At 65.2% G+C, this 24,604-nt stretch carries 20 protein-coding genes and 1 pseudogene; 12 read left to right on the top strand and 9 right to left on the bottom strand.

Translation table 11 applies throughout. From position 1 onward, the window contains the following. Positions 1-40 precede the first annotated feature (40 nt). Both CIT39_RS26560 and CIT39_RS26565 read left to right on the top strand, forming a co-directional pair. On the top strand, positions 41-250 hold the full coding sequence (locus tag CIT39_RS26560) for a hypothetical protein (protein WP_094977372.1): 210 nt from the start codon (positions 41-43) through the stop codon (positions 248-250). A 143-nt stretch (positions 251-393) separates the two neighbouring features. Next, on the top strand, positions 394-1,698 hold the full coding sequence (locus CIT39_RS26565; RefSeq protein ID WP_094977371.1) for a PQQ-dependent sugar dehydrogenase: 1,305 nt from the start codon (positions 394-396) through the stop codon (positions 1,696-1,698). Positions 1,699-1,702: 4 nt separating this feature from the next. Here CIT39_RS26565 and CIT39_RS26570 read toward each other — a convergent pair whose 3' ends face one another. Beyond that, positions 1,703-2,527, bottom strand: a complete 825-nt coding sequence (locus CIT39_RS26570; protein ID WP_094977370.1) for an aspartate dehydrogenase — start codon at positions 2,525-2,527, stop codon at positions 1,703-1,705. Positions 2,528-2,652: 125 nt separating this feature from the next. Here CIT39_RS26570 and CIT39_RS26575 point away from each other — a divergent pair, with 125 nt between their 5' ends. Beyond that, the gene (locus CIT39_RS26575) at positions 2,653-3,726 is read left to right on the top strand and encodes a tartrate dehydrogenase (protein ID WP_094977369.1); all 1,074 of its coding nucleotides are present in this window, start codon (positions 2,653-2,655) and stop codon (positions 3,724-3,726) included. Positions 3,727-3,762: 36 nt separating this feature from the next. Here the strand turns inward: CIT39_RS26575 and CIT39_RS26580 are convergent, their stop codons facing one another. Both CIT39_RS26580 and CIT39_RS26585 read right to left on the bottom strand, forming a co-directional pair. After that, complete coding sequence (locus tag CIT39_RS26580) at positions 3,763-4,704, bottom strand: LysM peptidoglycan-binding domain-containing protein (RefSeq protein WP_162308694.1); 942 nt, start codon at positions 4,702-4,704, stop codon at positions 3,763-3,765. A gap of 138 nt (positions 4,705-4,842) precedes the next feature. Continuing rightward, positions 4,843-5,460 (bottom strand): CGNR zinc finger domain-containing protein, encoded by a 618-nt coding sequence (locus CIT39_RS26585; RefSeq protein WP_094977367.1) that lies wholly within the window; start codon positions 5,458-5,460, stop codon positions 4,843-4,845. 128 nt (positions 5,461-5,588) lie between these two features. Between CIT39_RS26585 and CIT39_RS26590 the strand changes: the two are divergent. Further along, positions 5,589-6,459, top strand: a pseudogene (locus CIT39_RS26590) (alpha/beta fold hydrolase). Positions 6,460-6,523: 64 nt separating this feature from the next. On the opposite strand, the gene CIT39_RS26595 reads toward CIT39_RS26590, so the two are convergent. Continuing rightward, positions 6,524-7,243: a hypothetical protein gene (locus tag CIT39_RS26595; RefSeq protein WP_094977366.1), complete on the bottom strand. Its 720-nt coding sequence runs from the start codon at positions 7,241-7,243 to the stop codon at positions 6,524-6,526. A 288-nt stretch (positions 7,244-7,531) separates the two neighbouring features. Between CIT39_RS26595 and CIT39_RS26600 the strand changes: the two genes are divergently transcribed. After that, a complete protein-coding gene (locus CIT39_RS26600) occupies positions 7,532-8,455 on the top strand; it encodes an ABC transporter ATP-binding protein (RefSeq protein ID WP_094977365.1) in 924 nt (307 codons plus the stop codon). Beyond that, on the top strand, positions 8,452-9,213 hold the full coding sequence (locus CIT39_RS26605) for an ABC transporter permease (RefSeq protein ID WP_094977364.1): 762 nt from the start codon (positions 8,452-8,454) through the stop codon (positions 9,211-9,213). The genes CIT39_RS26600 and CIT39_RS26605 overlap by 4 nt, the downstream gene beginning before the upstream one ends. A gap of 49 nt (positions 9,214-9,262) precedes the next feature. Here the strand turns inward: CIT39_RS26605 and CIT39_RS26610 are convergent, their stop codons facing one another. After that, the gene (locus CIT39_RS26610) at positions 9,263-9,589 is read right to left on the bottom strand and encodes a hypothetical protein (RefSeq protein WP_094977363.1); all 327 of its coding nucleotides are present in this window, start codon (positions 9,587-9,589) and stop codon (positions 9,263-9,265) included. 304 nt (positions 9,590-9,893) lie between these two features. Here CIT39_RS26610 and CIT39_RS26615 point away from each other — a divergent pair, with 304 nt between their 5' ends. After that, positions 9,894-10,688 carry a L,D-transpeptidase gene (locus CIT39_RS26615; protein WP_181955120.1) on the top strand — a complete coding sequence of 265 codons (795 nt, stop codon included), beginning with the start codon at positions 9,894-9,896 and terminating at the stop codon, positions 10,686-10,688. A 25-nt stretch (positions 10,689-10,713) separates the two neighbouring features. On the opposite strand, the gene CIT39_RS26620 is transcribed toward CIT39_RS26615, so the two are convergent. Continuing rightward, positions 10,714-13,902: a CHAT domain-containing tetratricopeptide repeat protein gene (locus tag CIT39_RS26620; protein WP_094977360.1), complete on the bottom strand. Its 3,189-nt coding sequence runs from the start codon at positions 13,900-13,902 to the stop codon at positions 10,714-10,716. 259 nt (positions 13,903-14,161) lie between these two features. On the opposite strand from CIT39_RS26620, the gene CIT39_RS26625 reads away from it, so the two are divergent. After that, positions 14,162-15,097, top strand: a complete 936-nt coding sequence (locus tag CIT39_RS26625; protein ID WP_244607460.1) for a glycerophosphodiester phosphodiesterase — start codon at positions 14,162-14,164, stop codon at positions 15,095-15,097. An 18-nt stretch (positions 15,098-15,115) separates the two neighbouring features. Here the strand turns inward: CIT39_RS26625 and CIT39_RS26630 are convergent, their stop codons facing one another. After that, positions 15,116-17,395 carry a fused MFS/spermidine synthase gene (locus tag CIT39_RS26630; protein ID WP_094977358.1) on the bottom strand — a complete coding sequence of 760 codons (2,280 nt, stop codon included), beginning with the start codon at positions 17,393-17,395 and terminating at the stop codon, positions 15,116-15,118. 215 nt (positions 17,396-17,610) lie between these two features. Here CIT39_RS26630 and CIT39_RS26635 point away from each other — a divergent pair, with 215 nt between their 5' ends. Continuing rightward, positions 17,611-19,221: a phytoene desaturase family protein gene (locus CIT39_RS26635; RefSeq protein WP_094977357.1), complete on the top strand. Its 1,611-nt coding sequence runs from the start codon at positions 17,611-17,613 to the stop codon at positions 19,219-19,221. A gap of 286 nt (positions 19,222-19,507) precedes the next feature. Here the strand turns inward: CIT39_RS26635 and CIT39_RS26640 are convergent, their stop codons facing one another. Next, positions 19,508-19,663 (bottom strand): Flp family type IVb pilin, encoded by a 156-nt coding sequence (locus tag CIT39_RS26640; RefSeq protein WP_094893896.1) that lies wholly within the window; start codon positions 19,661-19,663, stop codon positions 19,508-19,510. 163 nt (positions 19,664-19,826) lie between these two features. On the opposite strand from CIT39_RS26640, the gene CIT39_RS26645 reads away from it, so the two are divergent. Continuing rightward, entirely contained in the window at positions 19,827-20,714 is an 888-nt protein-coding gene (locus tag CIT39_RS26645) for a 50S ribosomal protein L11 methyltransferase (protein ID WP_094977356.1), read from the top strand. Positions 20,715-20,832: 118 nt separating this feature from the next. On the opposite strand, the gene CIT39_RS26650 is transcribed toward CIT39_RS26645, so the two are convergent. Continuing rightward, on the bottom strand, positions 20,833-21,012 hold the full coding sequence (locus tag CIT39_RS26650) for a hypothetical protein (protein ID WP_094977355.1): 180 nt from the start codon (positions 21,010-21,012) through the stop codon (positions 20,833-20,835). Between the two features lie 188 nt (positions 21,013-21,200). Here CIT39_RS26650 and CIT39_RS26655 point away from each other — a divergent pair, with 188 nt between their 5' ends. Beyond that, positions 21,201-23,030 (top strand): aminopeptidase P family protein, encoded by a 1,830-nt coding sequence (locus CIT39_RS26655; RefSeq protein ID WP_094977354.1) that lies wholly within the window; start codon positions 21,201-21,203, stop codon positions 23,028-23,030. A gap of 183 nt (positions 23,031-23,213) precedes the next feature. Continuing rightward, the gene (locus CIT39_RS26660; protein WP_094977353.1) at positions 23,214-24,488 is read left to right on the top strand and encodes a multidrug effflux MFS transporter; all 1,275 of its coding nucleotides are present in this window, start codon (positions 23,214-23,216) and stop codon (positions 24,486-24,488) included. Positions 24,489-24,604: the final 116 nt, after the last annotated feature.

A 24,604-nucleotide genomic window follows, 5' to 3' on the forward strand; every position in this document is an offset into this window, starting at 1 on the left:
ACCCATTCGACGCATGCAATTAGCCGCAGAGCATCGAGCCATGTCGGACGCCTACGATTATTTCCGCGAGCACGCGATCGCCGCCATCCGCAAGGCGCGGGCGCTGCCGCGCGGTCGGCCGAAGCAGAAGCAGCGCACGGTGGCGCGGGTCTATCATCTGCTGTCCAAGGAGGCCGCGCTGGCTCCGAACATTCAGCACCTCGATGATTTTCGCGTGGCACGGCAGCTGGAGCGGCAGATCCGAGGCTGATCTCCGGGCAACGGCCATCGACGTTCGTCCCATGCAAAATCGATCGGCTGCCATTCCACGGGAATAGGCCCGGCCGGCGCCCCACACAGGTTGACGTCTGCCCCGTCAGCCAGTTGGATGCGCGCGCAAACAGGGGCCCTCTCATGACCTTCTCCAGCATCTTTGCGCAGTTCGTTGCGCTTCTCGGCGGCATCGCGCTGCAATGGCGGAAGCTGTCGGGCACCGTGCCTGCGCCGGCCTGGGGAGACAAACCCGCCATTCCCGAGGCGAAGCCGCAAGGCGCGATCCCGACCTTGAAGATGCCGACGGCGCGCGGCTGGAGCGAGGGCCAGAAGCCGACCGTCGCGCCCGGGCTCAAGGTCAACGCGTTCGCGACCGGGCTCGACCATCCGCGCTGGATCGAGGTGCTGCCCAATGGCGACGTGCTGATCGCGGAAGCGACGCAGATCGCGGGCAAACCGCGCAGCGTGTTTCACTATGCCATGCAGGCGACGATGCGGCGCGCCGCGGCGCTCGGCGTGTCCGCCGACCGCATCACGCTGCTGCGCGACAAGGACGGCGACGGCGTCGCCGAAGTTCGCGGCGCCTTCATGGAAAATCTCAGCCAGCCGTTCGGCATGGCGCTGATCGACGACACCTTCTATGTCGGCAACACCGACGGCGTGATGGCCTTTCCTTACGTCGCCAACGCCGACCGCATCACCGCGCCGGGCAAGCGCCTCACCAATTTCAAGCCGAGCGGGCACTGGACCCGCAGCCTGCTCGCAAGCCCCGACGGCAAGAAGCTCTATGCCGGCGTCGGCTCGCTCAGCAACATCGCCGAGATGGGCATGGAGGTCGAGGAAGGCCGCGCCGCGGTCTACGAGCTCGACCTCGTTGCCGGCACGCACCGCATTTTCGGCGCGGGCCTGCGCAACCCGGTCGGGCTAGCGTGGGAACCGAATACGGGTGTGCTCTGGACCGTCGTCAACGAGCGCGACGGGCTCGGCGACGAGACACCGCCGGACTATCTCACCTCGGTGCGCGACGGCGGCTTCTACGGCTGGCCCTATTGCTACTGGGGCAAGACGGTGGACGACCGCGTGCCGCAGGATCCTGCGATGGTCGCCAGGGCGATTCAACCGGACTACGCGCTCGGCGGCCACACCGCCTCGCTCGGCCTGTGCTGGATGCCAGCAGGCACGCTGCCGGGTTTCCCCGACGGCATGGTCATCGGCCAGCACGGCTCGTGGAATCGCAGCACGCTGTCCGGCTACAAGCTGGTGTTCATCCCGTTCGAGAACGGCAAGCCATCCGGCCCCGGTCGCGACATCCTGTCGGGCTTCCTGTCCCCGGACGAGAAGGAATCCTACGGCCGCCCGGTCGGCGTCGTGATCGGCCCCGACAAGAAATCACTGCTGATGGCCGACGACGTCGGCAACGTGATCTGGCGCGTGACGGGCGCGTAGAACTTCACGTCCCGACGCAGAGCGTGGCGCGTTGCTTGCGCAGCAGCGCGATCACCGACAGCGCCGTGATCAGCCCGGTCTTGGGATTTTCGGACGGGATGTTCTCGATGCCCATCGAAAACCGCGCCGAATCCGCCTCGACCTCGATGCGGTGAACGTTGCGCGTCACGGTCGGGTCGGCCCAGACTTGGATCTGGGTGCGGTCGGGCCCGATGCCCGCCAGCGACAGCGCAACGGCGACATTGACGTTCGCCGGAAAGCCCTTCGCCGCTTCCCGCGCGCTGCCCTCGAACAGTTTGAGCGGCTCGCGCAGATTGTCGATGTCGATGTTGTTCTGCACGATGAAGGGCCCGCCCTTCAGTCCGTCGATCGGCTTGCGCGTCACCATCTTCACGGAATGAATAGTGCCGATTGCCGCGGCGTTGACGGCATCCAACCCGATCAGCGCGCCGGTCGGCACGATGATGCGGCCGCCATTGGCGCGGGCGAGATCGACGAGATCGAAATTGTCGAGGAGGCCACCGACGCTGACGACGACCGCGGCCTTGCCGCGCTTCACCACAGGCTCGACGATCGCGCGCAGATGATTGCTCGGCGCGCATTCGACCACGATATCGGCGACCTCGCCGAGTTGATCGATCGGCAGGATCTTCGGCGGATGACGCAAACCGCCGATGAAGGCCTGATGCTTGGCGGGATCGCGCACGGCCACGGCGGACAACGTCAGCCCCTCGATGCCCTGATCGAGCGCGGTCGCGATCTTGGTGCCGATCGAGCCCAGGCCTGCGATGGCAACCCGCAACTCGTGGGAGGCTTTCTGTCCGGTCATCGCATCCTGCTTTCTCGCTGGGATTGATGTCATAGCGCATCATTTTCTGTATAAGCCAGCGTGAATTGCTTCGCCTCGCCAGCCCCATCTGGGCGCGCCGCGGCCTGGTCCCCTGGAGATTTCCTATGCGTACCCATTCGATCGCAGCCATTCCCGCCGACGGCATCGGCCCCGAGGTGATCTCGGCCGGCGTCCGGGTCCTGGAGGCTCTCGCAAAACGCAGCGGCGATCTCGCCTTCAACTTCAGGACGTTCGACTGGGGCTCGGACTATTACAAGAAGCACGGCGTGATGATGCCGGCCGACGGTCTCGCTGAGCTGAAGAAGTTCGACGCGATCTATTTCGGCGCGGTCGGCGCGCCCGATGTGCCCGACCACATCACGCTGTGGGGCCTGCGCCTGCCGATCTGCCAGGGCTTCGATCAATACGCCAATGTGCGCCCGACCAAGATTTTGCCGGGCGTCTCCTCGCCGCTGCGCAATGTCGGCGTCGGCGATCTCGACTGGGTGATCGTACGCGAGAATTCGGAAGGCGAGTATGCCGGCATGGGCGGCCGCGCGCACAGGGGCCTGCCGGAAGAGGTCGGCACCGAGGTCGCAATCTTCACCCGCGTCGGCGTCACCCGCATCATGCGCTATGCGTTCCAGCTCGCGCAGTCGCGTCCACGCAAATTCCTGACCGTGGTGACCAAATCGAACGCGCAGCGTCATGGCATGGTGATGTGGGACGAGATCGCCGCCGAGGTCGCCGGTGAATTTCCCGACGTGACCTGGGACAAGATGCTGGTCGACGCCATGACGGTGCGGATGACGCTGCATCCGACGAGCCTCGACACCATCGTGGCGACCAATCTGCACGCCGACATCCTCTCCGACCTCGCCGGCGCACTTGCGGGGAGTCTGGGCGTGGCGCCGACCGGCAACATCGATCCGCAGCGCCGCTTCCCCTCGATGTTCGAGCCGATCCACGGCTCGGCTTTCGACATCACCGGCAAGGGGATCGCAAATCCGGTCGCGACGTTCTGGACCGGCGCGCAGATGCTCGAGCATCTCGGCGAGAAGGATGCGGCCTTGAGGCTGATGGCGGCGGTCGAGCGTGTCTGCGCGGCGGGCGTGCTGACGCCCGATGTCGGCGGCAAGGCGACAACGAAGGAAGTGACGGATGCGGTGATCGACGCGATCAACGGGTCGAACGTGTAGCGATCCTTTTCCCCGCTTGCGGAAGAGGCGAAGAGCCTACTTCCGCTTCGCCGGAGCCGGCGGCGGTATCACCATCGCGGATGCAGGCTCGGGCGGCGTCAGGTGGCGCGGGACGATGATGGTCTGGCCCGGGGTAAGCTGCGCGTTCTCTGCAAGCGAGTTGCTCTGCGCAAGCGTCCACAGCGGCACGCGATTGGCGGCTGCGATGCTCTCCATGGTGTCGCCGGGGCGCACCGGCACCCGCACGCCGCTATCCCACAATTCAACCAGCGTATCCGCGGGCACCAGATAGCGCAGCGGCACGGCACCGGACTGGGTCTGTGGCGGAATGCGCGGCAGTTGCGTCACCATCTCGACGATCTGGCGATGGATGTCGTCGGACTTCTCGATGTTGATGTGCGAGACGCGGCTGTTTTCCTTGAGGTCGTAGCTCGCATAATGGCCGCGAAATCCGGGGACCGCCACGACGTCGCCGCCGCCGAGCACGCTGTCGGACAGGAAGATGTTGATGAAGCGCTCGACATTGAGTGGCACGTCGCCGGTCGCATGCGCAGGGTCGATGGCGATGACGAGGCTGATCGGGATGTTCTCCTTTTCCGCCATCTCGGAGATGATGATCGAGCACAGCCCGCCCATGGAGTGGCCGATCAGCACGATCGGCGCCGCCTTCTCCTTGTAGCTGGCGATGACGCGGTTGCCGATGAACCGGCACAGGGTGAATTCATAGACATCGGCGGAAAAGCCGGCCTGTGTCAGCTTCTCGCTGAGCCGGTCCATGCCGGTCGAGAAGATCGGTCCCATGGCGCCGCGGAACAGGTAGATTTTGGGCGGCGGCAATGGCTCGAAGGGCGGAGGCGGCGGCGCGGTGGGGACGGCCGCAGTCGACTTCGATTTGGCGGGTGAGGCAGCGGCCATGCCGGTGCTCAGGGCTAGCAGCACGACAGCTGCCAGCGCGACGAGGCGCCTCGGATCAATCATCGGTCCAGTAGTCCCACCACCGGGGGCGATGGCCCCACCGGGGCTTAGTGACCAGCGATTTGGCGGATTTTGGGGCGCACGAACCGGACACGCGCACATCAAAGCCCCGTGATCTCACACAAGCACGCTCCCGACTCGTCACTGCCTGGTCCTGAGCCGGATGCGATGCGCGGCCTGCTTTGCGCGATTGCCGCAGACCGCCATGATGCACCACCGCCGTGCGCGCCTGCGGGTGTGGTCGGCGAACAGCATCCTGCAGTTATGGCCCTCGCATGCCTTCACGTCGGAAAAGTCCTCGTCGCAGACGAATTTCGCCATTGCCTCACCGATAGGCAGCAGCAGGGAGTCTGATGATCGCCAGCGTCGCTTCGTTCGCAGCGCGAGAACGCCGCCATCGTCCGGCCCGGGCTCGATCCAACTGAACCTTTCGTCGCGCTCGAGCAAACTGTTCAGCGGACCGAGTTCGCGCAGTGCATCCGCCGTCAGCGGCCGGCCTGCATGCTTGCGCACGAAGCCGCGAAACCACTCACGCAAGGCGCGAGCCTGATCGGCGACCCTGTCGAGTTCGCCCGGCTTCGCGCGCGCCTTCAGGGCGTCCAGTTCCTCCGCCGGCACCAGCTTCGCCTGGGCCAGCCAGTCGATCAGACCATCGCCGTCGTCGAGCCAGTCGACGGGGATATCGACCGGCGTCGCCACCGAGTTGAGGAAATCGAGGCCGAGCGAGTCGGCGATGAACATCGCGGGCGGTCTGTCCATTGGCGGTCCTTGGCCTGCTGAAAGAGGCAGGCCAACAAGTAACCTGTAAAATTGCGATTGACAAGTTACTCCACGGAGACGTAACCATCAACATGTCATTTGTCAGGTTACACCCGATGGAGAAGGACATGACGCCGACCACCTATCGCACCGCCGATGTCGATGGCTTCAAGATGTTCTATCGCGAGGCCGGTCCCAAAGGCGCGCCAAGGCTTCTTTTGCTGCACGGCTTCCCGAGCGCCGGCCACATGTTCCGCGACCTGATTCCCGCTTCTCGCCGACAAATTCCATCTAGTCGCGCCCGACCTGCCCGGCTTTGGCCAGTCCGACATGCCCCCGCGCGAGACCTTCAATTACACCTTCGACAACGTCGCACGCGTGATCGAGCGCTTCACGGAAATCATCGGCTTCGATCGCTTTGCGGTCTACGTCTTCGACTATGGCGCGCCGACCGGCCTCCGGCTCGCGCTGCGTCACCCCGAGCGTATCACCGCCATCATCTCCCAGAACGGCAATGCCTACGAAGATGGCCTGAGCGACGGCTGGTCTCCGATCAAGGCCTATTGGCAGGACCCCACGCCCGCCAATCGCGACGCGCTGCGCGCCCTTCTCACGCCGGAGGCGACACGTTGGCAGTACACGCATGGCGTTGCTGACGCCGCCACGGTGTCGCCGGACGGCCAGAACCTGGACAACTTCTATCTGGCGCGTCCGGGCTCGGACGATGTGCAGCTAGACCTGTTCGGCGATTACAAGAGCAACGTCGCGCTCTATCCCGCCTTCCAGGACTATTTCCGCGCCCACCAGCCGCCGCTCCTGGCGGTCTGGGGCAAGAACGATCCGTTCTTCATCCCTCCCGGCGCCGAGGCGTTCAAGCGCGACAATCCCAACGCCGTGGTGCAGTTCTTCGACACCGGCCATTTCGCGCTGGAAACGCATGCGCGGGAGATCGCGGAGAGCATTCGCGCATTCCTCACGACACGATTGGGAGCGCATTGATCCGCACTCCATCTTCGCGCTCGCCACGAGCAGTTTGCGCGACGTGTCCGTCGCGCAAACAAGCTTAGTTCCTGGCGGGCGCCGACGCTGCCGCCGAGCGGGCCTGCCGCGGAGCGCCTTGTTCGGCGACCGGCAGCGCAGGAGCGCGGGAGCGCATGATCGCGGCATCGATCTCCGCGATGACGCGGCGCTGGATCGCCTCGTTCTTGTCGATCGAGATGTGGCCGACGCCGGTGCCGCGCACGTCGACATTGTCGAGTTTGCCGCGGAAGCCGTTTGCGGCGCGCACCGGCTCGCCGGGACCGTCGCCGATAAAGATGTTGATGTAACGTTCCGCGCCGGTCGAGAGCTTGGTCTTGAACACCGAGTCGAGGCCGATCGCGAGCTTCACAGGCACGCCCAGCTGGTTGAGCTTGGCGATCATGTCCGGCAGCGCGGTCGCACCGGAGGAATGCCCGACCAGGACGATGGTCTTGAGCCGGCCGGCCCTGTAGGCGGCAGCGGCTTCGTCGGCAAGCGAGGACCAGGAAACGAAGTTGGCGACGGTTACCGGGATGCCCTGCGCCTGAAGCCGGGCGCCGATCGTGTCGAGCCCGAGCGAGAAGATGTTGAGCACGCCGCGGAGAAGATAGACATGGGTAGTCGCTACCTGAGCCTGGCTCGGGGCGGCCCGGGCCGTGGTCGGGCTGATGGCAACAGCTGACAGCAGGAGCAGACCCACCGCCCATACACGGAGGGCGGACAACTGGCTGGCGCCGGCGGTGTGACGGCCGTTCGGTCTCATCGGTGTTTTCCCTGGGGACATACGCTTTGCGATTGGCCGGAATCGTAGCCACGGCCCGCTCGCAGACGCAACAAAGAGCCGCGTGAACGGCAATCTTAGCCACAGCCCGTGACCATCGCGCAACACCTGCCCGAAACCCGCCACCGAAGCGCCTGTTTTGAGACCATTTCTCTCGCGCCAATTGCGGCCCGGCAAAGGCATTCCTATCTCAGGGCTCCGCTGACCGCGCCTTCCCGGCAGGTTCCAGCTTCCCCTCCCCAGCCTTACCCCTCAGCCTTACGGCCATCCATGTCCTCCATCATTTCCGTCGCCAATCTGTCGAAGACCTATGGGTCCGGCTTCAAGGCGCTCAAGAACGTCAATCTCGACATCAAGCGCGGCGAGATTTTTGCGCTGCTCGGCCCCAATGGCGCCGGCAAGACCACGCTGATCTCGATCATCTGCGGCATCGCCAATCCCAGCGAAGGCCAGGTTCTGGTCGGTGGCGAGAACATCCAGACCTCCTACCGAAAGGCGCGCTCGCTGATCGGCCTGGTGCCGCAGGAATTGCATACCGACGCCTTCGAGAGCGTGTGGGCGACGGTGAGCTTCTCCCGCGGCCTGTTCGGCAAGCCGAAGAACCCTGGTCATATCGAGAAGGTGTTGAAGGACCTCTCGCTCTGGGACAAGAAGGACAACAAGATCATCACGCTCTCCGGCGGCATGAAGCGCCGCGTGATGATTGCCAAGGCGCTGTCGCACGAGCCGCAGATCCTGTTCCTGGACGAGCCCACCGCCGGCGTCGACGTCGAGCTGCGCAAGGGCATGTGGGAGGTGGTGCGCACGCTGCAGCAATCCGGCGTCACCATCATCCTCACCACGCATTACATCGAGGAAGCCGAGGAGATGGCCGATCGCATCGGCATCATCAACAAGGGTGAGATCGTGCTGATCGAGGACAAGGCGAGCTTGATGCAAAAGCTCGGCAAGAAGCGGCTGACGCTGCATCTGCAGGGCAAGCTGGACGCGCTGCCGGAGAGCCTCGGCCACTATGAGCTCGAGCTCTGCGACAACGGGGCGACGCTGGTCTACGACTACGACACCAAGGGCGAGCGCACCGGCATCACCAGCCTGCTCAGCGACCTCCGCAACGCCAACATCCGCTTCAACGATCTCGACACGACGCAATCGTCGCTCGAGGACATCTTCGTCGACCTCGTGAGGACGCCATGAACCATCGCGCTGTCCGCGCCATCTATCTGTTCGAAATGGCCCGCACCTGGCGCACGCTGCTGCAAAGCATCGTCTCGCCGGTCGTCTCGACCTCGCTCTATTTCGTGGTGTTCGGCGCCGCGATCGGCTCGCGCATCAGCCAGGTCGAGGGCGTGAGCTATGGCACCTTCATCGTGCCGGGCCTGATCATGCTCTCGGTGCTGACCCAGAGCATCGCCAACGCCTCGTTCGGCATCTACTTCCCGAAATTCACCGGCACGATCTACGAGATCCTGTCGGCGCCGATCTCCTATGTCGAGATCGTGCTCGGCTATGTCGGCGCCGCCGCGACCAAGTCGATCATCCTCGGCCTGATCATCCTGGCGACCGCCGGCCTTTTCGTGCCGCTGCACATCCACCATCCGGTCTGGATGTTGGCCTTCCTGGTGCTGACGGCGGTGACGTTCAGCCTGTTCGGTTTCATCATCGGTATCTGGGCCGACGGCTTCGAAAAGCTGCAGATGATCCCGATGCTGGTGGTGACGCCGCTGACCTTCCTCGGCGGCAGCTTCTATTCCATCGACATGCTGCCGCCCACCTGGCGCACGGTGGCGCTGCTCAACCCGGTCGTCTATCTGATCTCCGGCTTCCGCTGGAGTTTCTACGAGATTGCGGACGTCAGCATGTCCGTCAGCATCGGCATGACGCTGGCGTTCCTGGTGATCTGTCTCGTCGTGATCTGGTGGATTTTCCGGACCGGGTATCGACTGAAGAATTGAGCCGTCGTTCCGGGCGCCCGAAGGGCGAGCCCGGAATGGCGGCACGGGCTTACCGATAACAATGGAAGCGGTGGTAGCCGTCGTAATAGCCGCGGCAGCGGTGACGGTAATGACGGTGGGGAATGCCCAGCACACCCTCGACCGCGCCAACGGCACCGCCGACACCGGCACCGACGACGCCTCCGACCGCACCGCCCACGGGGCCGCCAATCCGGTTGCCCTCGTGAGAGCCTTCCTGAGCACCGCGGATGATGCCCTGGGCATGGCCGGCCTGCGGCAGCACCGACAGCGCGAGCAGGATGGCGGCGGCTGCGAACGCCAGGCGGACGGGCAAACCGGCCGGCGACGGCGCGGCGGCGATACGTACTTTGTTCATATTTGATCCCAAAGGCTGAATGGCGGCGAGCGCCGCCTGTCGAGGCAGGTAATCATCAACGCACCGGACGGCGGAATGGTTGCGTCTTTGTGACGAATTGTCGACGTCGTGAACGGGTCGCCGCTCGCGAAAATGTCAGCGCCGCTGCGCGCTGAGGGGGACAAAGCGGCCTTGCTTAGATCAGGCATCACGTTAACGATGGGCGGGCAGGCCGCTGGAACGAAAGCCGGATTGCAGGCATATTGCACGCCGGGGACGGAGAGCCGCGGCGCCTAGCGTGAACAGGCCGGAGGCCGGGATTCAAATGCGTTTCCAGATGCGTTCATTTTTCATCGCTTTCACCTCCCTGATGCTTTTGAGCGCAGGCAGCGCGCAGGCCAAGGTCGAGATCACCGTCGACAAGGACAATCAGCAGATGACCGTCGCGGTCGACGGCGTCGCGCGGTATCACTGGCCGGTATCGACCGGCGTCCCCTCGCGCGAGACGCCGAACGGCGCCTTCCGCGCCTTCCGCATGGAAGAGGATCACTACTCCAAGGAATTCGACGACGCGCCGATGCCGCACGCGATCTTCTTCACCAAGGTCGGCCACGCCATCCATGGCACGGACTCGGTCGGCCGTCTCGGCTCGCCGGCGTCCCATGGCTGCGTGCGGCTGTCGCGCCAGAACGCCTCGACGCTCTATGCGCTGGTCCAGCAGCAGGGCGTGCTCAACACCACGGTGACGCTGACCGGCTCGGCACAGGTGGCGCTGGCGCGCAATCCGCGCGGCCGCACCAACAATGCAATCGCCCGCGCGCCGCAGCAGCCCGTCGAAGAGCAGTACGCGACCACCGGCGATCCCGTGAACCTGACGCCGCCGCAGCAGCCCGCCCGTCGTTACATGCCGCAGGACGACAATTACATCTATCCCGCCGACGGCAGCGACACCGGCGCCCGCTATCCGGCGCCGCGCCCGATCACGCGGCCCTATGGCGCGCAGGCCTATCAGCAATTGCCGCAGCCAACCTACGACCAGGGCTACGGCCAGCAGGGCACCTACTATCAGCCGCAGCCGCGGCAGGTTTACCAGCCGCGCGGCTATTACTACCAGAACTGACGCAATCTGAATCTGAGGGGCGCCGTCAGCCGCCCTCGCCCACCAGCACGAACGGCGCCCACACGGCAGGATCGGCGTTGCGGGACGACGACCGGTCGGCAATCAAGGCCTTCATCGACCGGCGCAGCGCTTCGGCGCGGCCGATGCCGGGATGCGCGGCGAGCTCGGAGAAGGCGCCCGTGGTCAGCCGCACCGCTGCATCGGAATCGACCGGCCAATGCGAGACGAGAAGCGCCCGCGCGCCGGCATAGAAGAACGCGCGCGCAAGGCCCGACAGGCCCTCGGCGCCAGGCTTGTCGCCGGCTGCCGTGTTGCAGGCCGAAAGCACCGCCCAGTCCGCATCCAGCTTGAGTTTTGCGATGCGGCTTGCCGTGAGCAAACCGTCATCGTCGCTGGTCGGCTTGTCCGGCAGCGTCAGCACGAGCGCGGGCTCGCTGAGGCCGCTGACCTCGCCGGCGACGAGGCCGTGGGTGGCGAAATCGACGACACGGTATTGATCGAGCGGCAGTGTGCTCACGCTGGTCACGGTCGCGGCTGAGCCAAGCTTGACGTCGTCCTGCGGCGAGGCGCCGAGCGCACGCGCCACCGCCTGGAGCTCGCCCGCGGTTTCCGGCAGCGAAGGCAGCCCCGTGCGCAGGCGCTCGAGATCGACGGAAGTGCCGTCATAGTAGCTTGGGTATGGCTGCACGTTGCGCCCTGCGCGCTTGTCGCTCGGCGTACGCCGCAACACCGGATCGCCAAATCCGATGAAAGGCTTTTGCGCGCGTGAGTCCCTGGCAAAGCTGCGCAGCGCGCGCAGGCTCGGCACCGATGGTAGCACCGTGATGGCGCGCTCATTGAGCAGCCACGCCGCCTGCCGAAAGCGGTCGGCAGACGCCGTGTCGGGCTGCTTCGTCACCAGCACATGAAACGGCAGGCTGGTGAGCGCACCGGCCGGGACGACCAGCAGTTTTGGCTTGCCGGTGATGTCGGCCGATATCGGGCCGAACAGCACATTGTAGAGTTCAAAGGACGCATCGAGGTCGAATGACGATTGGGCTGCCTCGGGATTGGCGAGCCCGAGCCGGAGATGGGCAACACGATCGCCGATCTCGCGGCTGCCGAGCGCGATCTGACGCAGCGCGCTTGCCTCACGCGTCACCGCCAAGGCGTAGGTCTTGTCACCACGCACGATGAACGCCACCAGGGCCTCGTCGGGCTTCAGCAGCCCCTGCGTTTGCGCGATAGTCAGCGGTTGCGGGTTGGACAATTCAGCATAGGCCGGAAAGCTGCGGTCGAGCTGGGCCGAGACGTCTTCGAGCGATTCTCGTGTTTGCGCGGTCTGCGCGCGCAGGCTGGCGATCAGTGCGTCGTTGCGCTTGCCGTCCGCCTGCCCGAGCTCGGACGTCACGCGCTTTTCGAGCGTTTCGAGGCTCGCTTTCAGATCCTGCTGCCGCCTCACCAGTCCGGCGATCGCATCGTTGCCGGCGCCGAACCGGGCCGCCATTTGCGACAGCGCGGCACCCGCGCTGGTCTCGTGGGCGCGCTGGGCGGCGCCGAAGGCCTCGTCCTTCGCGGCATTGTCCGGGGTGCCGTCGGAGACGCGCCAGATCGCATCGATCAGCCAGGGATCGATCTCGGGAAAACGGACGAACTGCGTATTCTTCTCTGCGTTGAGCGCGGCGGCAGCCAGCCGCAGCCGCGCCAGGGCATCCGGCCACTTGCCCTCGCGGCGATCGGCGTCGGCCAGGTTGATCATCGTGGCGATGGAATCGCGATGCCGGGGTCCGAGCCGGGCCTGCGCGATCGCAAGGGCGCGGTCGAGCCGGCCGCGTGCCTCGGTCATGTTGCCGGTCCTGAGGTCGAGCAGCGCGACGGCCCGCAGGTCCTTGACAAGTTGCGGATGCGTGGCACCGAGTACGCGCTCGTCGATCTCGAGGCAACGCAGCAGAAGCCGTCTCGCCTCATCGACCTGGCCAGCGTCCATCAGGGCTTGCCCGAGCGAACCGGCGGCAAGCGCGGTCGGGCCGCTGCCTTCACCGAACTTGCGCTCAATGACGTCGAGCGAGCGGCGGTAGAGACCGAGGGCCTGTTCCTTACGCCCGAGGTCCGAATAGCTGTTGGCCAGATTGTTCAGCGCGCGGCCGACATCCGGGCTATCGGCGCCAAAGGACTTTTCATAGATCGCGAGCACCCGCTCCTGCAGACCGGCCGCTGCCTCGTGCTTGCCCTGCGCTGAAAAGGCGTTGGCGAGATTGTTCAGCCCGATAGCCGTGGTCGGATGGTTCGGACCGTAGATCCGCTCGTAGGCCTGCAGCGTCTGCTGATAGAGTTTCTCCGCCTCCGCGTAACGCGCCTCGTGCTTAAGCACGGTTGCGAGGTTGCCGGTGCTGGCCGCGACGTTCGGATGGGTCTCGCCGCGTCGCGCCCGCGTGATCGCGAGCGAGCGCCGCATCGACGCCTCCGCCTCGGCCAGACGGCCGGCATCCAGATAGAGGTTGCCGAGATCGTTGAGTATCTTGTCGTAGTTCATCGTTGTCTCGGCGTCTCTGCCAAAACTGAGATCGAGCAGGTCAAGCCCTTGTTTCAGCATGCGCTCGCCGTCGTCGAAGCGACCGAGCAGGCCGTAGGCGTCTCCGAGATCGTCCAGCGCGGAGGCGACGTCGACGGGCGGCGCGTTGGCGGCTTGCAGGGCGATGAGTGCCCGCTCGAAATAGCCGGTGGCCTCCGCAAGATTCTCCTTGTCGCGCGCGAGCCCGCCGAGCGCCGACAGCGTCCCGGCGAGCCTACCGTCATTGGCGCCGAAAGCGCTGGTGCCGAGCGCGAGCGCCCGCTCGGCGACCGTGGTCGCCTCTGTCCGGCGCTCGAGCATGCCGAGCGATCCGACCAGGATATTCGAGGTCCGCAGCGTGGAGACGACGTCGTTGTTACGCAGCTTGATGCCGAGCGCCGCGTTGAGCTTCTCGATCGCTTCCGGGAAACGGCCGAGATTGTGCAGATACATGCCTTCGTTGTGCAGCACCCCGGCATAATTCATATTGTCGGCGCCCTGCCGGCGGCGCACCAGGATTTCAAGCTTCTGGGCCGCGGCCAGCCCCTCGGCCCAGCGGCCGGCCTGCGTGGCCGCGTTCATCTGCACGACCAACGAATCGAAATCATTGCCGCGCTGGGCGAAGGCCGGTCCGGACAACAGAGCCACAACCAGACATGCGACAAACAAGCGGGCGCGGTTCATGCGAAAATCCCGTCACGCGCGTCAAATGGCAATTTCAGCGGGCCAGGAGCATGAGTACATACCCACCGGCCGGACGCAACCCAGGCCGGAGCCTGGAGTTTCAACAAGCGGCAAGCCTATAGAATTGGCGCTGGGCGCAAAATGCGTTTGAATGCCCAGCTTTCCACCGACCTTGTTTCCACTGACCTTTGGGACTGTGATGACATCACGCGCCGTGACAATTCTGACCGTGTTGTCATTTCTCATCGCGAGAGAGGCCATGGCATATGACCCGGTTTTCGATATCGAGGCGCATCGCGGCGGACGGGCGCTGCTGCCCGAGAATACCCTGCCGGCCTTTGCCAACGCGCTGACGATGGGCGTGGACACGCTGGAGCTCGACGTCGGGGTGACCGCCGACGGCGAGGTCGTCGTATCGCATGAACGCGGTCTCAATCCGGATCTCGCGCGGGATGCGCGTGGCGCCTATGTGCCGCCGCCCGGGCCCCCTTTCGTGACGCTCAAACTGGCTGATGTCAGGAGCTATGACGTCGGCCAGATCCGGCCGGACAGTTCTTATGCGAAGCAATTCCCCGATCAGCACACCATACCGGGGACACGCATTCCCACGCTGAAGGAATTGTTTGCGCTAGTGCGTAAGTCCGGCAACACGCGCGTCCGTTTCAACATCGAGACCAAGATCGATCCGAACCATCCGGACGAGACGCTCGATCCGCAAGTCTTCGTCGCAAAATTGCTCGGGTTGATCGAAGCCGAGGGATTTTCAAGCCGCGTCTTGATCCAGTCGTTCGACTGGCGGGCCCTGTTGCTGGTCCAGCAACAGGCACCCAAAATTCCGACGGTGTACCTGACGCTGCAGCGAGGCTCGGGCCAGACAGTCGCGCTGGACAAGCCCACCAACTGGACGGCGGGCTTCAGCCCTACCGATCATGGCGGTTCGCTGCCGCAGACGATCAAGGCGGCGGGCGGAGCGATCTGGTCGCCCTATTTCGGAGACGTGACCGCGGCACTCATCGCGGAAGCCCACGAGCTCGGCTTGCGCGTCGTGGTGTGGACGGTCAACAAGCGCGAAGACATGGCGCGGATGATGGAGCTCCGCGTCGACGGGATCATTTCCGACCGGCCCGATCTGCTGCGCGAGGTTGCCGGCGAGAAGGGCATCACGCTGCCAGCGGGGACGCCGGTCGCGCCGTAACTCCAGTCTCGTGCCGCCCTACTCCCCATTCTTCAAACGCCGGTACAAAGCGCCAAGGATGTTGGAATAGTCGTCGGTCCAGACCCGCACCCTGTCGTCGGCTTCGGTCTGCTCCCAGACCTTGGAGGACGCGAGCCTGCCGACATCGGTCTCCTCGCGCGCGGAGATGACGACGTCGGTCGAGAAGATGTAATCGCCATCGCGCCCGGAATCCTCGTTGAAGACCCAGCTCTTGAGATCGTTGGCGTCGGCAATGCCGACCACGACGGTCTCGAGATCGAGATGCCGGTTGGAGACGTGCATCACCACGGCTCCGTGCGGAGCCAGCTTGTCCTTGTAGATCTTCATCGCCTCTTCGGTGGCGAGATGAATCGGGATCGCATCCGACGAATAGGCATCGACGATGACGAGGTCGTAGGCGCCGTCAGGCTCCTTTGCGAAGGTGAGGCGCGCATCGCCGATCACCGGCTTCATGTCCGGCAGGCAGCTCGATATGTAGCGGAAATTCCTGGGGTCACGCGCGGCATCCACCATCGATTGGTCGATCTCGAAGAATTTCCAGTCCTCGCCGGGTTCGGCGGCGCAGGCGAGCGTACCCGATCCGACGCCGATCGCGGCGACCTTGAGCGGCGCGCCCTTGCGCTCGCGGATCGCGCTGACGGCCTGACCGATGCCGCCGTCCTTGTGATAATAGGTGATCGGCTCGGGCCGGCCGGTGACCGGCGTGCCGTCATTGTTGCGGAAGCGTTCGGCCCCGTGGATGGTGGTGCCGTGCATCAGCACGTGGAAATAGCCGCCTGGCGTCACCACGATCTTGTGCACGCCGAAGAAGCTGCGCACCGTCGTGACCCGGCCCTCGTCCGCCGGATAGACCCGGATCAACGCCAGCGCGAGCGCGACGGTGGCGAAGATCTTCCAGCGGCCGGCATTGAGCGCCAGTGCCAGCAGCGCAGCGAGCGCGCCCACGGCGCCGGCGACCCAGACACGGTGATCCTCCAGCCAGGTCGAGGGGCTGCCAGTGGTATAGGACGGCGCAACCAGCGCCCCCGCGAGCGCGGCGAGCACCAGCCAATACCATTTTACGACACCTGCGAGACGCTCGTTCGCGGACGGCCGGCACAGCGCGGCAAACGCGATCAGGATCGGGTATTCGGCGATCCACGAGAAGGTGAAGGGAGCGACCAGGCCAGCAAAGAGACCGCCGACCATGCCGCCGAACGACAGCGCGACGTAGAAACCGGTGAGATATCTGGCCGCCGGCCGGGTCCGCGCCAGCTCGCCGTGACAGGCCATGGCGATGATGAAGAAGCATAATTGGTGGCCACCGAGTGTCAGCAGCAAATTCTGCTCGCCGCCGAACGCGAGCAGGACGACGACGCCCGCGATCGCGACCGGCTGCAGCATCAGCATCCATTTGTGCGGCAGCAGCGGCCGCGACTGGAACACCACGACCCAGGTGAGCAGATACAGCGACAGCGGCAGCACCCAGAGCAGCGGCGCTGCTGCGACGTCGGTCGAGATGTGCGCGGTGACCGCGATGAGAAGTCCCGAGGGCACCGCGGCGAGGAAGATCCAGCGCAGCCGCGTCACGATTTCAGGCGCCGGCGCATTGGCGTCCTCGGTCCGCGCGTCGACCATTGCGAGCTTCGGCGAGCGCAACAACAGCACGCTGCAGGCGGCGATCAGGAGGATCAACAGGCCATAGAAGCCGGTCCAGAGCCGGTTCTGCGCATGCAGCGTGAACATCGGCTCAAGCAGGAACGGATAGGACAACAGCGCGAGAAAGCTGCCGATGTTGGAGGAGGCATAGAGGAAATAGGGGTCGTGTCCGGCGGGATGACCGGTGCGGACGAACCAGGCCTGCAGCAGCGGATTGTTGGCGGCGAGCGCGAAGAACGGCAGGCCGATCGAAACCACGAACAGACCGAGCAACCAGAACGCATAGCCCGACGCCGGCGGCTCGCCATAGGCGGAGGCAATGCCGAGCGGAAGCGTCACGAAGGCAGCGATCAGCAGCACCAGATGCACCGCGATCGGAACGATGCGGTTCCTCGCCTGCATCAACAGATGGGCATAGGCGTAGCCTGCCAGCAATAGCGACTGGAAGAACACCATCGCCACCGACCACACCGCCGGCGAGCCGCCGAGCCGCGGCAGCACCATCTTCGTGAACAGCGGCTGCACCGAGAACAGCAGCAGCGCGCTGACGAAGATCGCGGCGGTGTAGACCGTCAGCACCAGCCGGTTGCGCGTCGAGGACGGCTGCTCCGTGGCGGCGGGTTGCACGATCGAATCCATGGAAGCTCCGGCTCAAAACCCGGCGGGCGCCGGATGCGCGCAATGGAGCACAAGGCGTCTGAACGGGCAATAAAGGGCGTCGTGATGTTGCAGCGAGGATTGCTTGATATAGAGATGTGGTTCCAGGCCATGCGAAGCATCGAACCCGGACCCTCGAGATTCCGGGTTCTCGCTTCGCGAGCCCCGGAGAGACAGCACACTGGGCCTTGCATTTCATGACCGAAACCGACGTCCTCATCATCGGCGCTGGCCATAACGGCCTCACCTGTGCCGCCTATCTCGCGAGCGTGGGCCTGCGCGTGCGGGTGGTCGAGCGCCGCAAGGTGGTCGGCGGTGCCGCGGTCACGGAGGAGTTTCACCCGGGATTCCGCAATTCGGTCGCGGCCTACACCGTGAGTCTGCTCAATCCGCAGGTGGTCCGCGACCTCGGCCTCGCCGAACAGGGCCTGCGGATCGTCGAACGGCGCGCCCAGAATTTTCTGCCCGCACCCGACGGCAGCTATCTCCTCACCGGCGAGGGACGGACGAAAGCATCCGTCGCGCGGCTGAGCGCGCATGACGCAGCCGCGCTCGACGGGTTTTCGCGCGAGCTGGAAGACATCGCCGACGTGCTCAGGCAATTCGTGCTGCGCGCGCCGCCGAATCTCGTCAACGGCTTTGGCGCAGCGGCGTTGCGCGAAGGCGTCAACGCCTGGAAGAGCGCCAACATCCTGCGTGGCCTCACGCTGGAACAGAGCCGCAGCCTGCTCGATCTCTTCACCCGCTCCGCCGGCGAGATGCTGGACGAACGCTTCGAGCATGATCTGGTCAAGGCGCTGTTCGGCTTCGATGCCATCGTCGGCAACTATGCCAGCCCTTACGCCGCCGGCTCGGCCTACGTGATGCTGCATCACGCCTTCGGCGAGGTGAACGGCAAGAAGGGCGTCTGGGGCCACGCCATCGGCGGCATGGGCGCGATCACGCAGGCGATGGCGCGCGCGGCACGCGACCGCGGCGTCGTGATCGAAACCGATGCCGGCGTCCGCGAGGTCATCGTCGAGCGCGACCGCGCCGTCGGCGTCGTGCTGGAGAACGGCACGGCCATCCGCGCCAAATATGTCGCGGCCAATGTCAATCCAAAGCTGCTCTACACGCGGCTGGTCGCAGCCGACGCTCTTCCTGCGGACTTCCTCGCCCGCATCCGGCACTGGAAGAACGGCTCCGGCACCTTCCGGATGAACGTTGCGCTGGATCGCCTGCCCTCGTTCACGGCGCTGCCGGGCGAGGGCGATCATCTCAGCTCCGGCATCATCCTGGCGCCAAGCCTCGGCTACATGGACCGCGCCTGGCTCGATGCGCGGGCGCAGGGCTGGAGCCGGGAGCCGGTCGTCGAGATGCTGATCCCCTCGACGCTCGACGACACGCTGGCCCCAGCTGGAAAGCACGTCGCCAGCCTGTTCTGCCAGCACGTCGCGCCGGAGCTTCCCGACGGACGATCGTGGGATGACCATCGCGACGAAGTCGCCGATCTCATGATCGCGACGGTGGACAAGTACGCGCCGGGTTTTGCGGCGAGCGTGCTGGGCCGCCAGATACTGTCCCCGCTCGACCTCGAACGGCAGTTCGGGCTGCTGGGAGGCGACATCTTCCATGGCGCGCTGACCTTGAACCAGCTGTTCTCGGCGCGCCCGATGCTGGGCCATGCCGATTATCGCGGACCGCTCAGGGGCCTCTACCATTGCGGCTCCGGCGCCCATCCCGGCGGCGGCGTCACCGGCGCTCCCGGCCATAACGCCGCGCAGGCGATCTTGAGGGATCACCGGTCGCTGTTCAAAACGCGTGGATAGGTCTGTGGATGAGCTGTGGACTGGCTGTTGAGTGGCCTGTGGTCAGACCGAGGATATGTGGGCCAGAAAGTCGGGACCGAACTTGGGGAAAGCCGGTGGAAAATCGGCAGGACAATCGCAGGAAAAGCGGGTGGATGGCGTCCCGGCAAGCGGTGGACAATTTGTGAAATCGACCGGGAACAGTCGCCCCAGAACGACCTCGCCCGCCAGGGGAAAACCCCTCGCGGGCGGTGATCAGGAATAGCCTTTGAAGAAAACAGCCCCCGCTGGGAAATGGAGGCGGAAATTACTTCAAGGAGGTGCTAATCGACGTGAACTTGTCGTTCAGGGTGACGCCCAGGCTGTTCACCACGGTGATGATCGCCAAAGCGATCCCTGCGGCAATCAGGCCGTACTCGATCGCGGTTGCACCGGACTCGTCCGACCAGAACTTTTGAACCATGCGCTTCAAGACTCGCCTCCGTTACAATTCAAAGCTGTGTTGGTTGGTTTCAACATCCGAAAATGTACGAGACACAACCTACAGCCCGGTTAATCCGGGAACCGCAACTTATGCGGAAAATTGGCGACGAAAGTTCCAAAAATTGAACTCAACGGAACCCTGAATGCAGCCTTCTCCTACTCATCGCGCCAGCTTTTCGATCGGCAGCGAGGCCGACGCGAGGCGCGTCGTCGACGTGCTCACCGAGGTGTTTTTCGACGGTGATGCGGCGGTTGCCGCCTTCGAGCGGCCGGACGGACCATGGGATGTCACGCTCCATTTTGCGGATGCGCCGGACCAAGCCTGGCTGCGCGAACTCGTTGTAACTTCAGCGGGAAATGAGATCGCCGCGACGCTCGCCTTCGACATCATCGAGGCCAAGGACTGGGTCAAGGCCAGCCTGGAAGATCTCGTCCCGGTCCCGGCCGGACGCTTCGTTGTGCACGGCAGCCATGACCGCGACCGTGTGGCGCCGAACAAGCTCGCGATCGAGATCGAGGCGGCGCTCGCCTTCGGCACCGGGCACCACGGAACCACGCGTGGCTGTTTACTGCTGCTTGACCATGTCCTGAAGAGTTCCCGGCCGCGGAACCTGCTCGACCTCGGCACCGGAACCGGCGTCCTCGGCATCGCGGCGGCGAAAGCGCTGCATCGCGCGGTGCTCGCCTCCGACATCGACCCGCCGTCGGTGCGGGTCGCGGCCGAGAACGCGGTGCTGAACGAGGTCGGCAACCAGGTCCGGGTGATCCGCGCCACCGGCTTCGCCGCGCCGGATTTCGGAAAGGCAGGCCCGTTCGACCTGGTGCTGGCTAATATCCTCGCCAACCCGCTCAGGCAGTTGGCGGGCCCGATGGCGCGGCATCTCGCGCCCGGCGCACGCGTCATCCTCTCCGGCCTGTTGACGCACCAGGCCCCTGCCGTGATCGCCGCCTATCGCGCCCGCGGCCTCGTACCGGTGAAGCATCTGCGGATCGAGGGGTGGAGCAGCCTGTTGCTACGGAAGATGGGGTGAGCGAAGCGTCGTAGGGTGGGCAAAGCGAAAGCGTGCCCACTATGTTCATCTGCAATCGCGGATCGATGGCGGGCACGGCGCTTCGCCTTTGTCCACCCTTACGAGATCATCAATGCCGCTACTCCGCTGCCTTCTCGTCCCGCTGTGGTGTGCGTTCGCCCCGCAAGGCGCGCCTCGCGCGGCGCTCTGCGATACGCTCGATCATCTGGCTGATGACGCCGCGCGGCTTCTCCGGCGCCGCCGCAGTCGGAGCGCGGCGCACCGGGGGCGTAATCTTCTCAAACGTGAACGCTGGCATCGTGTGTCCCCTCGCCGTTGAGATGAACCACCTGCTCGAATTTCTCTGTTATCGGGACGAAGCGCAACTGCTGCATCCTTTACTCCACTCAATTCGAATGGAACTTATTCAAGCACAGTCTGTGCCAGATGCGACCTCAAATGCGTCTACATTGCGGACCGGTCGCCATGATCCTAAAGTAGTCCACCATGTTCGAAGCACACTTCCAGACATTCGAGGAGCCGGAGGCCGGCGTCGCATTGACGGCGCGGCTGGCCGCACTTCGCGAAGAACTCGCCCGTCGCAAGCTGACCGGCTTCGTGATCCCGCGCGCCGATCAGCAGCAGAACGAATATGTGCCGCCGTCGGAAGAACGGCTGGCCTGGCTGACCGGTTTCACGGGTTCGGCGGGGCTCGCGGTGGTGCTGATCCAGGAGGCCGCATTGTTCGTCGACGGCCGTTACACGCTTCAGGCCGCCAAGCAGGTCGATGCCAAGGCCTGGGCCGTGGAATCCCTGATCAACCCACCGCCGGAAAGCTGGGTGTCGGCGCATCTGAAAGCCGGCGACCGCCTCGGATTCGATCCATGGCTGCACACTTTTGCGGCAGCCGAGCGCCTGTCCGCCGCCTGCGCCAAGACAGGCGCCGAGTTGGTCGCCGTCGAAAGCAATCCCATCGACGCAGTCTGGCAGGACCGCCCGCAGCCGCCGCTCGCCCCCGTCGCCGTACACAGCCTGCAGAATGCCGGCGTCACTGAAACCGAGAAGCTGACGCAGATCAGGGCCGAAATCGGCAAGCTCGGCGCCGACGCGCTGGTGCTGTCGGACAGCCACGCGGTGGCCTGGACCTTCAACATCCGCGGCGCCGACGTCGCCCATACTCCGCTGCCGCTGTCTTACGCGCTGGTGCCGAAGGAGGGACGGCCGACCATCTTCATCGACCACCGAAAGCTCTCCAATCTGACGCGCGACCATCTCGAGCAGTCCGCCGACGTGCGCGAGCCCGATGCGATGGCGCCGACACTGATGGCGCTCGCCAAGGGCGGCAGATCGATTGCACTCGACAGTGCCACCGCGGCCGACGCGCTCAGCCGGTTGATCGCGGGCGCCGGCGGCAAGCCGGTGCGCGGCAGCGATCCGATCGCGCTGCTCAAGGCGGTCAAGAACGCGACCGAGATCAAGGGCACGAAGACCGCCCATGTGCGTGACGCCGTGGCGCTGGCGCGCTTCCTCGCCTTCATCGACCGCGAGGCCGCGAGCGGCAAGCTCACAGAGATCGACGCGGTCGAGGCGCTGGAGACATTCCGCCGTGATACCGGCGCCTTGAAGGACGTCTCGTTCCCGACGATCTCCGGCACTGGCCCGAACGGCGCCATCGTGCACTATCGCGTCACCCGCAAGAGCAACCGGCGGATCGCGCCCGGCGACCTCCTGTTGATCGATTCCGGCGCGCAATACGAAGACGGCACCACGGACGTCACCCGGACCATGGCGGTGGGCGAGCCGACCGACGAGATGCGCGACCGCTTCACCCGCGTGCTGCGCGGCCATATCGCGATCGCGCGCGCCGTCTTTCCGGACGGCGCCACGGGCGCGCAGCTCGACACGCTGGCGCGGCAATATCTCTGGGCCGCCGGCGTCGATTTCGAGCACGGCACCGGTCACGGCGTCGGCAGCTATCTCTCGGTGCACGAGGGGCCGGCACGGATCTCGAAGCTCGGGACCACGCCGCTGAAGCGCGGCATGATCCTCTCCAACGAGCCTGGCTACTACAAGACCGACGGTTTCGGCATCCGCATCGAGAACCTCGAACTGGTGGTCGCCGCCGACATCCAGGGCGCCGAGAAGCCGATGAACGCGTTCGAGACGCTGACCTTGGCGCCGATCGACCGCCGGCTGATCGATGTCGCGATGCTGGGCCGCGACGAGCTGGACTGGCTCAATGCCTACCATGCACGCGTCCGCGCCGAGGTGCGGCCGGCGCTGGATGAGGCGACGCAGGCCTGGCTCGATCAGGCCACCGCGGAGCTGAAGCGGTAAGGTCGCCCCGCCGCAACGCGCACGCAAGGCGTGTTCGGGGAGGCCGCGGCGTACTGGATGCCACGCCTCCGCGGATGCCCTCATCATAACCGTCCCAAAATCCGTATAGCCGCATTCCGAAACGCCGATATCCGTCTTGCGCGAGCGCGCTACAGTCGATTCGAATTCGAAAGACGGCCCCGCATGCACGGCATCATCAGCAAGCCGCCGAAAGGCGCGAGCGACCTCGCAACGTCGCGCGGGGTGCTGCTGCTGCTTGTCGTCATGACCGGGATCGCCCCGATCTCGTTATACATTTTGGTTCCGGCGCTGCCGGTGCTCGCGACCAATTTCGGCAGCGACATCTCGATCGCGCAGATGACGGTGTCGCTCTACATGGTCGGCATCGCGCTGTCGCAACTCATCATGGGACCGCTGTCGGACCGGTTCGGGCGGCGTCCGGTGCTGCTCGGAGGGCTGGCGCTGATGGTCGTGGCGAGCGTCGGCTGCATCTTCGCCGAGACCCTGCCGCAATTGATTGCCGCGCGCTTTTTCCAGGCGCTCGGCGGCGCCTCCGGCATGGTGATCAGCCGCGCCATCATTCGCGACATCTACGAGCGCGACCGCGTCGCCTCCATGATCAGCCTCGTGGTCGCGGCGCTGATGATCGGCCAGATGGTGTCGCCACTCACCGGCGGTCTGATCGAGACGGCGTTCGGCTGGCGCGCGATCTTCTACGCCGTCACGGTCGCTGCGATCGTCGTCGCCCTCGGCATCGCCATCGCGCTGCCGGAGACACGGCGCAGCCGCGCCGCGGGCAGCGGCTTCCGCGGCGACGTCGGCATCCTGATCAAGAGCCGCGCCTTCGTCGGCTACGTGATGTGCCAGGTGCTGGCCTCGCAGATCATCTTCACCTTCGCAGGCGGCGGCCCCTACATCGTGGTGACGCAGATGGGCCGGACCAGCGCCGAATACGGCGCATGGTTTGCGACCACCGGCTTCGCCTACCTTGTCGGCAACCTGCTTTGCGTACGCTTCGCGCCGCGGCATTCGCTGGAAAAGCTGATCTGGTTCGGGCTCGCCCTGCAACTCTGCGGCAGCCTCCTGAATCTGTTGTGGAGCTTCACCGGCTGGAACGAAGCTCCCGCCTGGCTGTTCGGCACGCAGATGATCGTGATGGTCGGCAATGCCTTCGTGATGGCGAATTCCGCGGCCGGCGCGATCAGCATCCGCCCCGAAGCCGCGGGAGCGGCGTCGGGCGCCATGGGCTTTCTGCAACAGGGGATCGGCGCGCTGATGTCGCAATTCGGCGCCTATCTCGGCGGCCACTCAGCCACGACGCTGCCGCTGACCTCGGCCGTCGTTGCCATCTCGCTGCTCTGTGCCTGCATGATGATCTTCGTCGTCCCCCGCCGCGAAGTGGTGGTGAGCGAGACGCTGATCGAGCGGGCCGAGGAGGAAGAGGGCGGGATGATGTAAGGGGGCGCCGCGCTGCCTTCCCCATCATTGCGACGTAGCGAAGCAATCCAGAATCCCTCCGAGGCGGCACTCTGGATTGCTCCGTCGCTTCGCTCCGCGCAATGACGGGGAGCGAC

This window comes from Bradyrhizobium symbiodeficiens, assembly GCF_002266465.3.
GTDB lineage: Bacteria > Pseudomonadota > Alphaproteobacteria > Rhizobiales > Xanthobacteraceae > Bradyrhizobium > Bradyrhizobium symbiodeficiens.

Coding starts and splice junctions, on each gene's coding strand:
- CIT39_RS26560 (WP_094977372.1), top strand. CDS start 41: ATGTCGGACGCCTACGATTATTTCCGCGAGCACGCGATCGCCGCCATC.
- CIT39_RS26565 (WP_094977371.1), top strand. CDS start 394: ATGACCTTCTCCAGCATCTTTGCGCAGTTCGTTGCGCTTCTCGGCGGC.
- CIT39_RS26570 (WP_094977370.1), bottom strand. CDS start 2,527: ATGACCGGACAGAAAGCCTCCCACGAGTTGCGGGTTGCCATCGCAGGC.
- CIT39_RS26575 (WP_094977369.1), top strand. CDS start 2,653: ATGCGTACCCATTCGATCGCAGCCATTCCCGCCGACGGCATCGGCCCC.
- CIT39_RS26580 (WP_162308694.1), bottom strand. CDS start 4,704: ATGATTGATCCGAGGCGCCTCGTCGCGCTGGCAGCTGTCGTGCTGCTA.
- CIT39_RS26585 (WP_094977367.1), bottom strand. CDS start 5,460: ATGGACAGACCGCCCGCGATGTTCATCGCCGACTCGCTCGGCCTCGAT.
- CIT39_RS26595 (WP_094977366.1), bottom strand. CDS start 7,243: ATGAGACCGAACGGCCGTCACACCGCCGGCGCCAGCCAGTTGTCCGCC.
- CIT39_RS26600 (WP_094977365.1), top strand. CDS start 7,532: ATGTCCTCCATCATTTCCGTCGCCAATCTGTCGAAGACCTATGGGTCC.
- CIT39_RS26605 (WP_094977364.1), top strand. CDS start 8,452: ATGAACCATCGCGCTGTCCGCGCCATCTATCTGTTCGAAATGGCCCGC.
- CIT39_RS26610 (WP_094977363.1), bottom strand. CDS start 9,589: ATGAACAAAGTACGTATCGCCGCCGCGCCGTCGCCGGCCGGTTTGCCC.
- CIT39_RS26615 (WP_181955120.1), top strand. CDS start 9,894: ATGCGTTTCCAGATGCGTTCATTTTTCATCGCTTTCACCTCCCTGATG.
- CIT39_RS26620 (WP_094977360.1), bottom strand. CDS start 13,902: ATGAACCGCGCCCGCTTGTTTGTCGCATGTCTGGTTGTGGCTCTGTTG.
- CIT39_RS26625 (WP_244607460.1), top strand. CDS start 14,162: ATGGCATATGACCCGGTTTTCGATATCGAGGCGCATCGCGGCGGACGG.
- CIT39_RS26630 (WP_094977358.1), bottom strand. CDS start 17,395: ATGGATTCGATCGTGCAACCCGCCGCCACGGAGCAGCCGTCCTCGACG.
- CIT39_RS26635 (WP_094977357.1), top strand. CDS start 17,611: ATGACCGAAACCGACGTCCTCATCATCGGCGCTGGCCATAACGGCCTC.
- CIT39_RS26640 (WP_094893896.1), bottom strand. CDS start 19,663: ATGGTTCAAAAGTTCTGGTCGGACGAGTCCGGTGCAACCGCGATCGAG.
- CIT39_RS26645 (WP_094977356.1), top strand. CDS start 19,827: ATGCAGCCTTCTCCTACTCATCGCGCCAGCTTTTCGATCGGCAGCGAG.
- CIT39_RS26650 (WP_094977355.1), bottom strand. CDS start 21,012: ATGCCAGCGTTCACGTTTGAGAAGATTACGCCCCCGGTGCGCCGCGCT.
- CIT39_RS26655 (WP_094977354.1), top strand. CDS start 21,201: ATGTTCGAAGCACACTTCCAGACATTCGAGGAGCCGGAGGCCGGCGTC.
- CIT39_RS26660 (WP_094977353.1), top strand. CDS start 23,214: ATGCACGGCATCATCAGCAAGCCGCCGAAAGGCGCGAGCGACCTCGCA.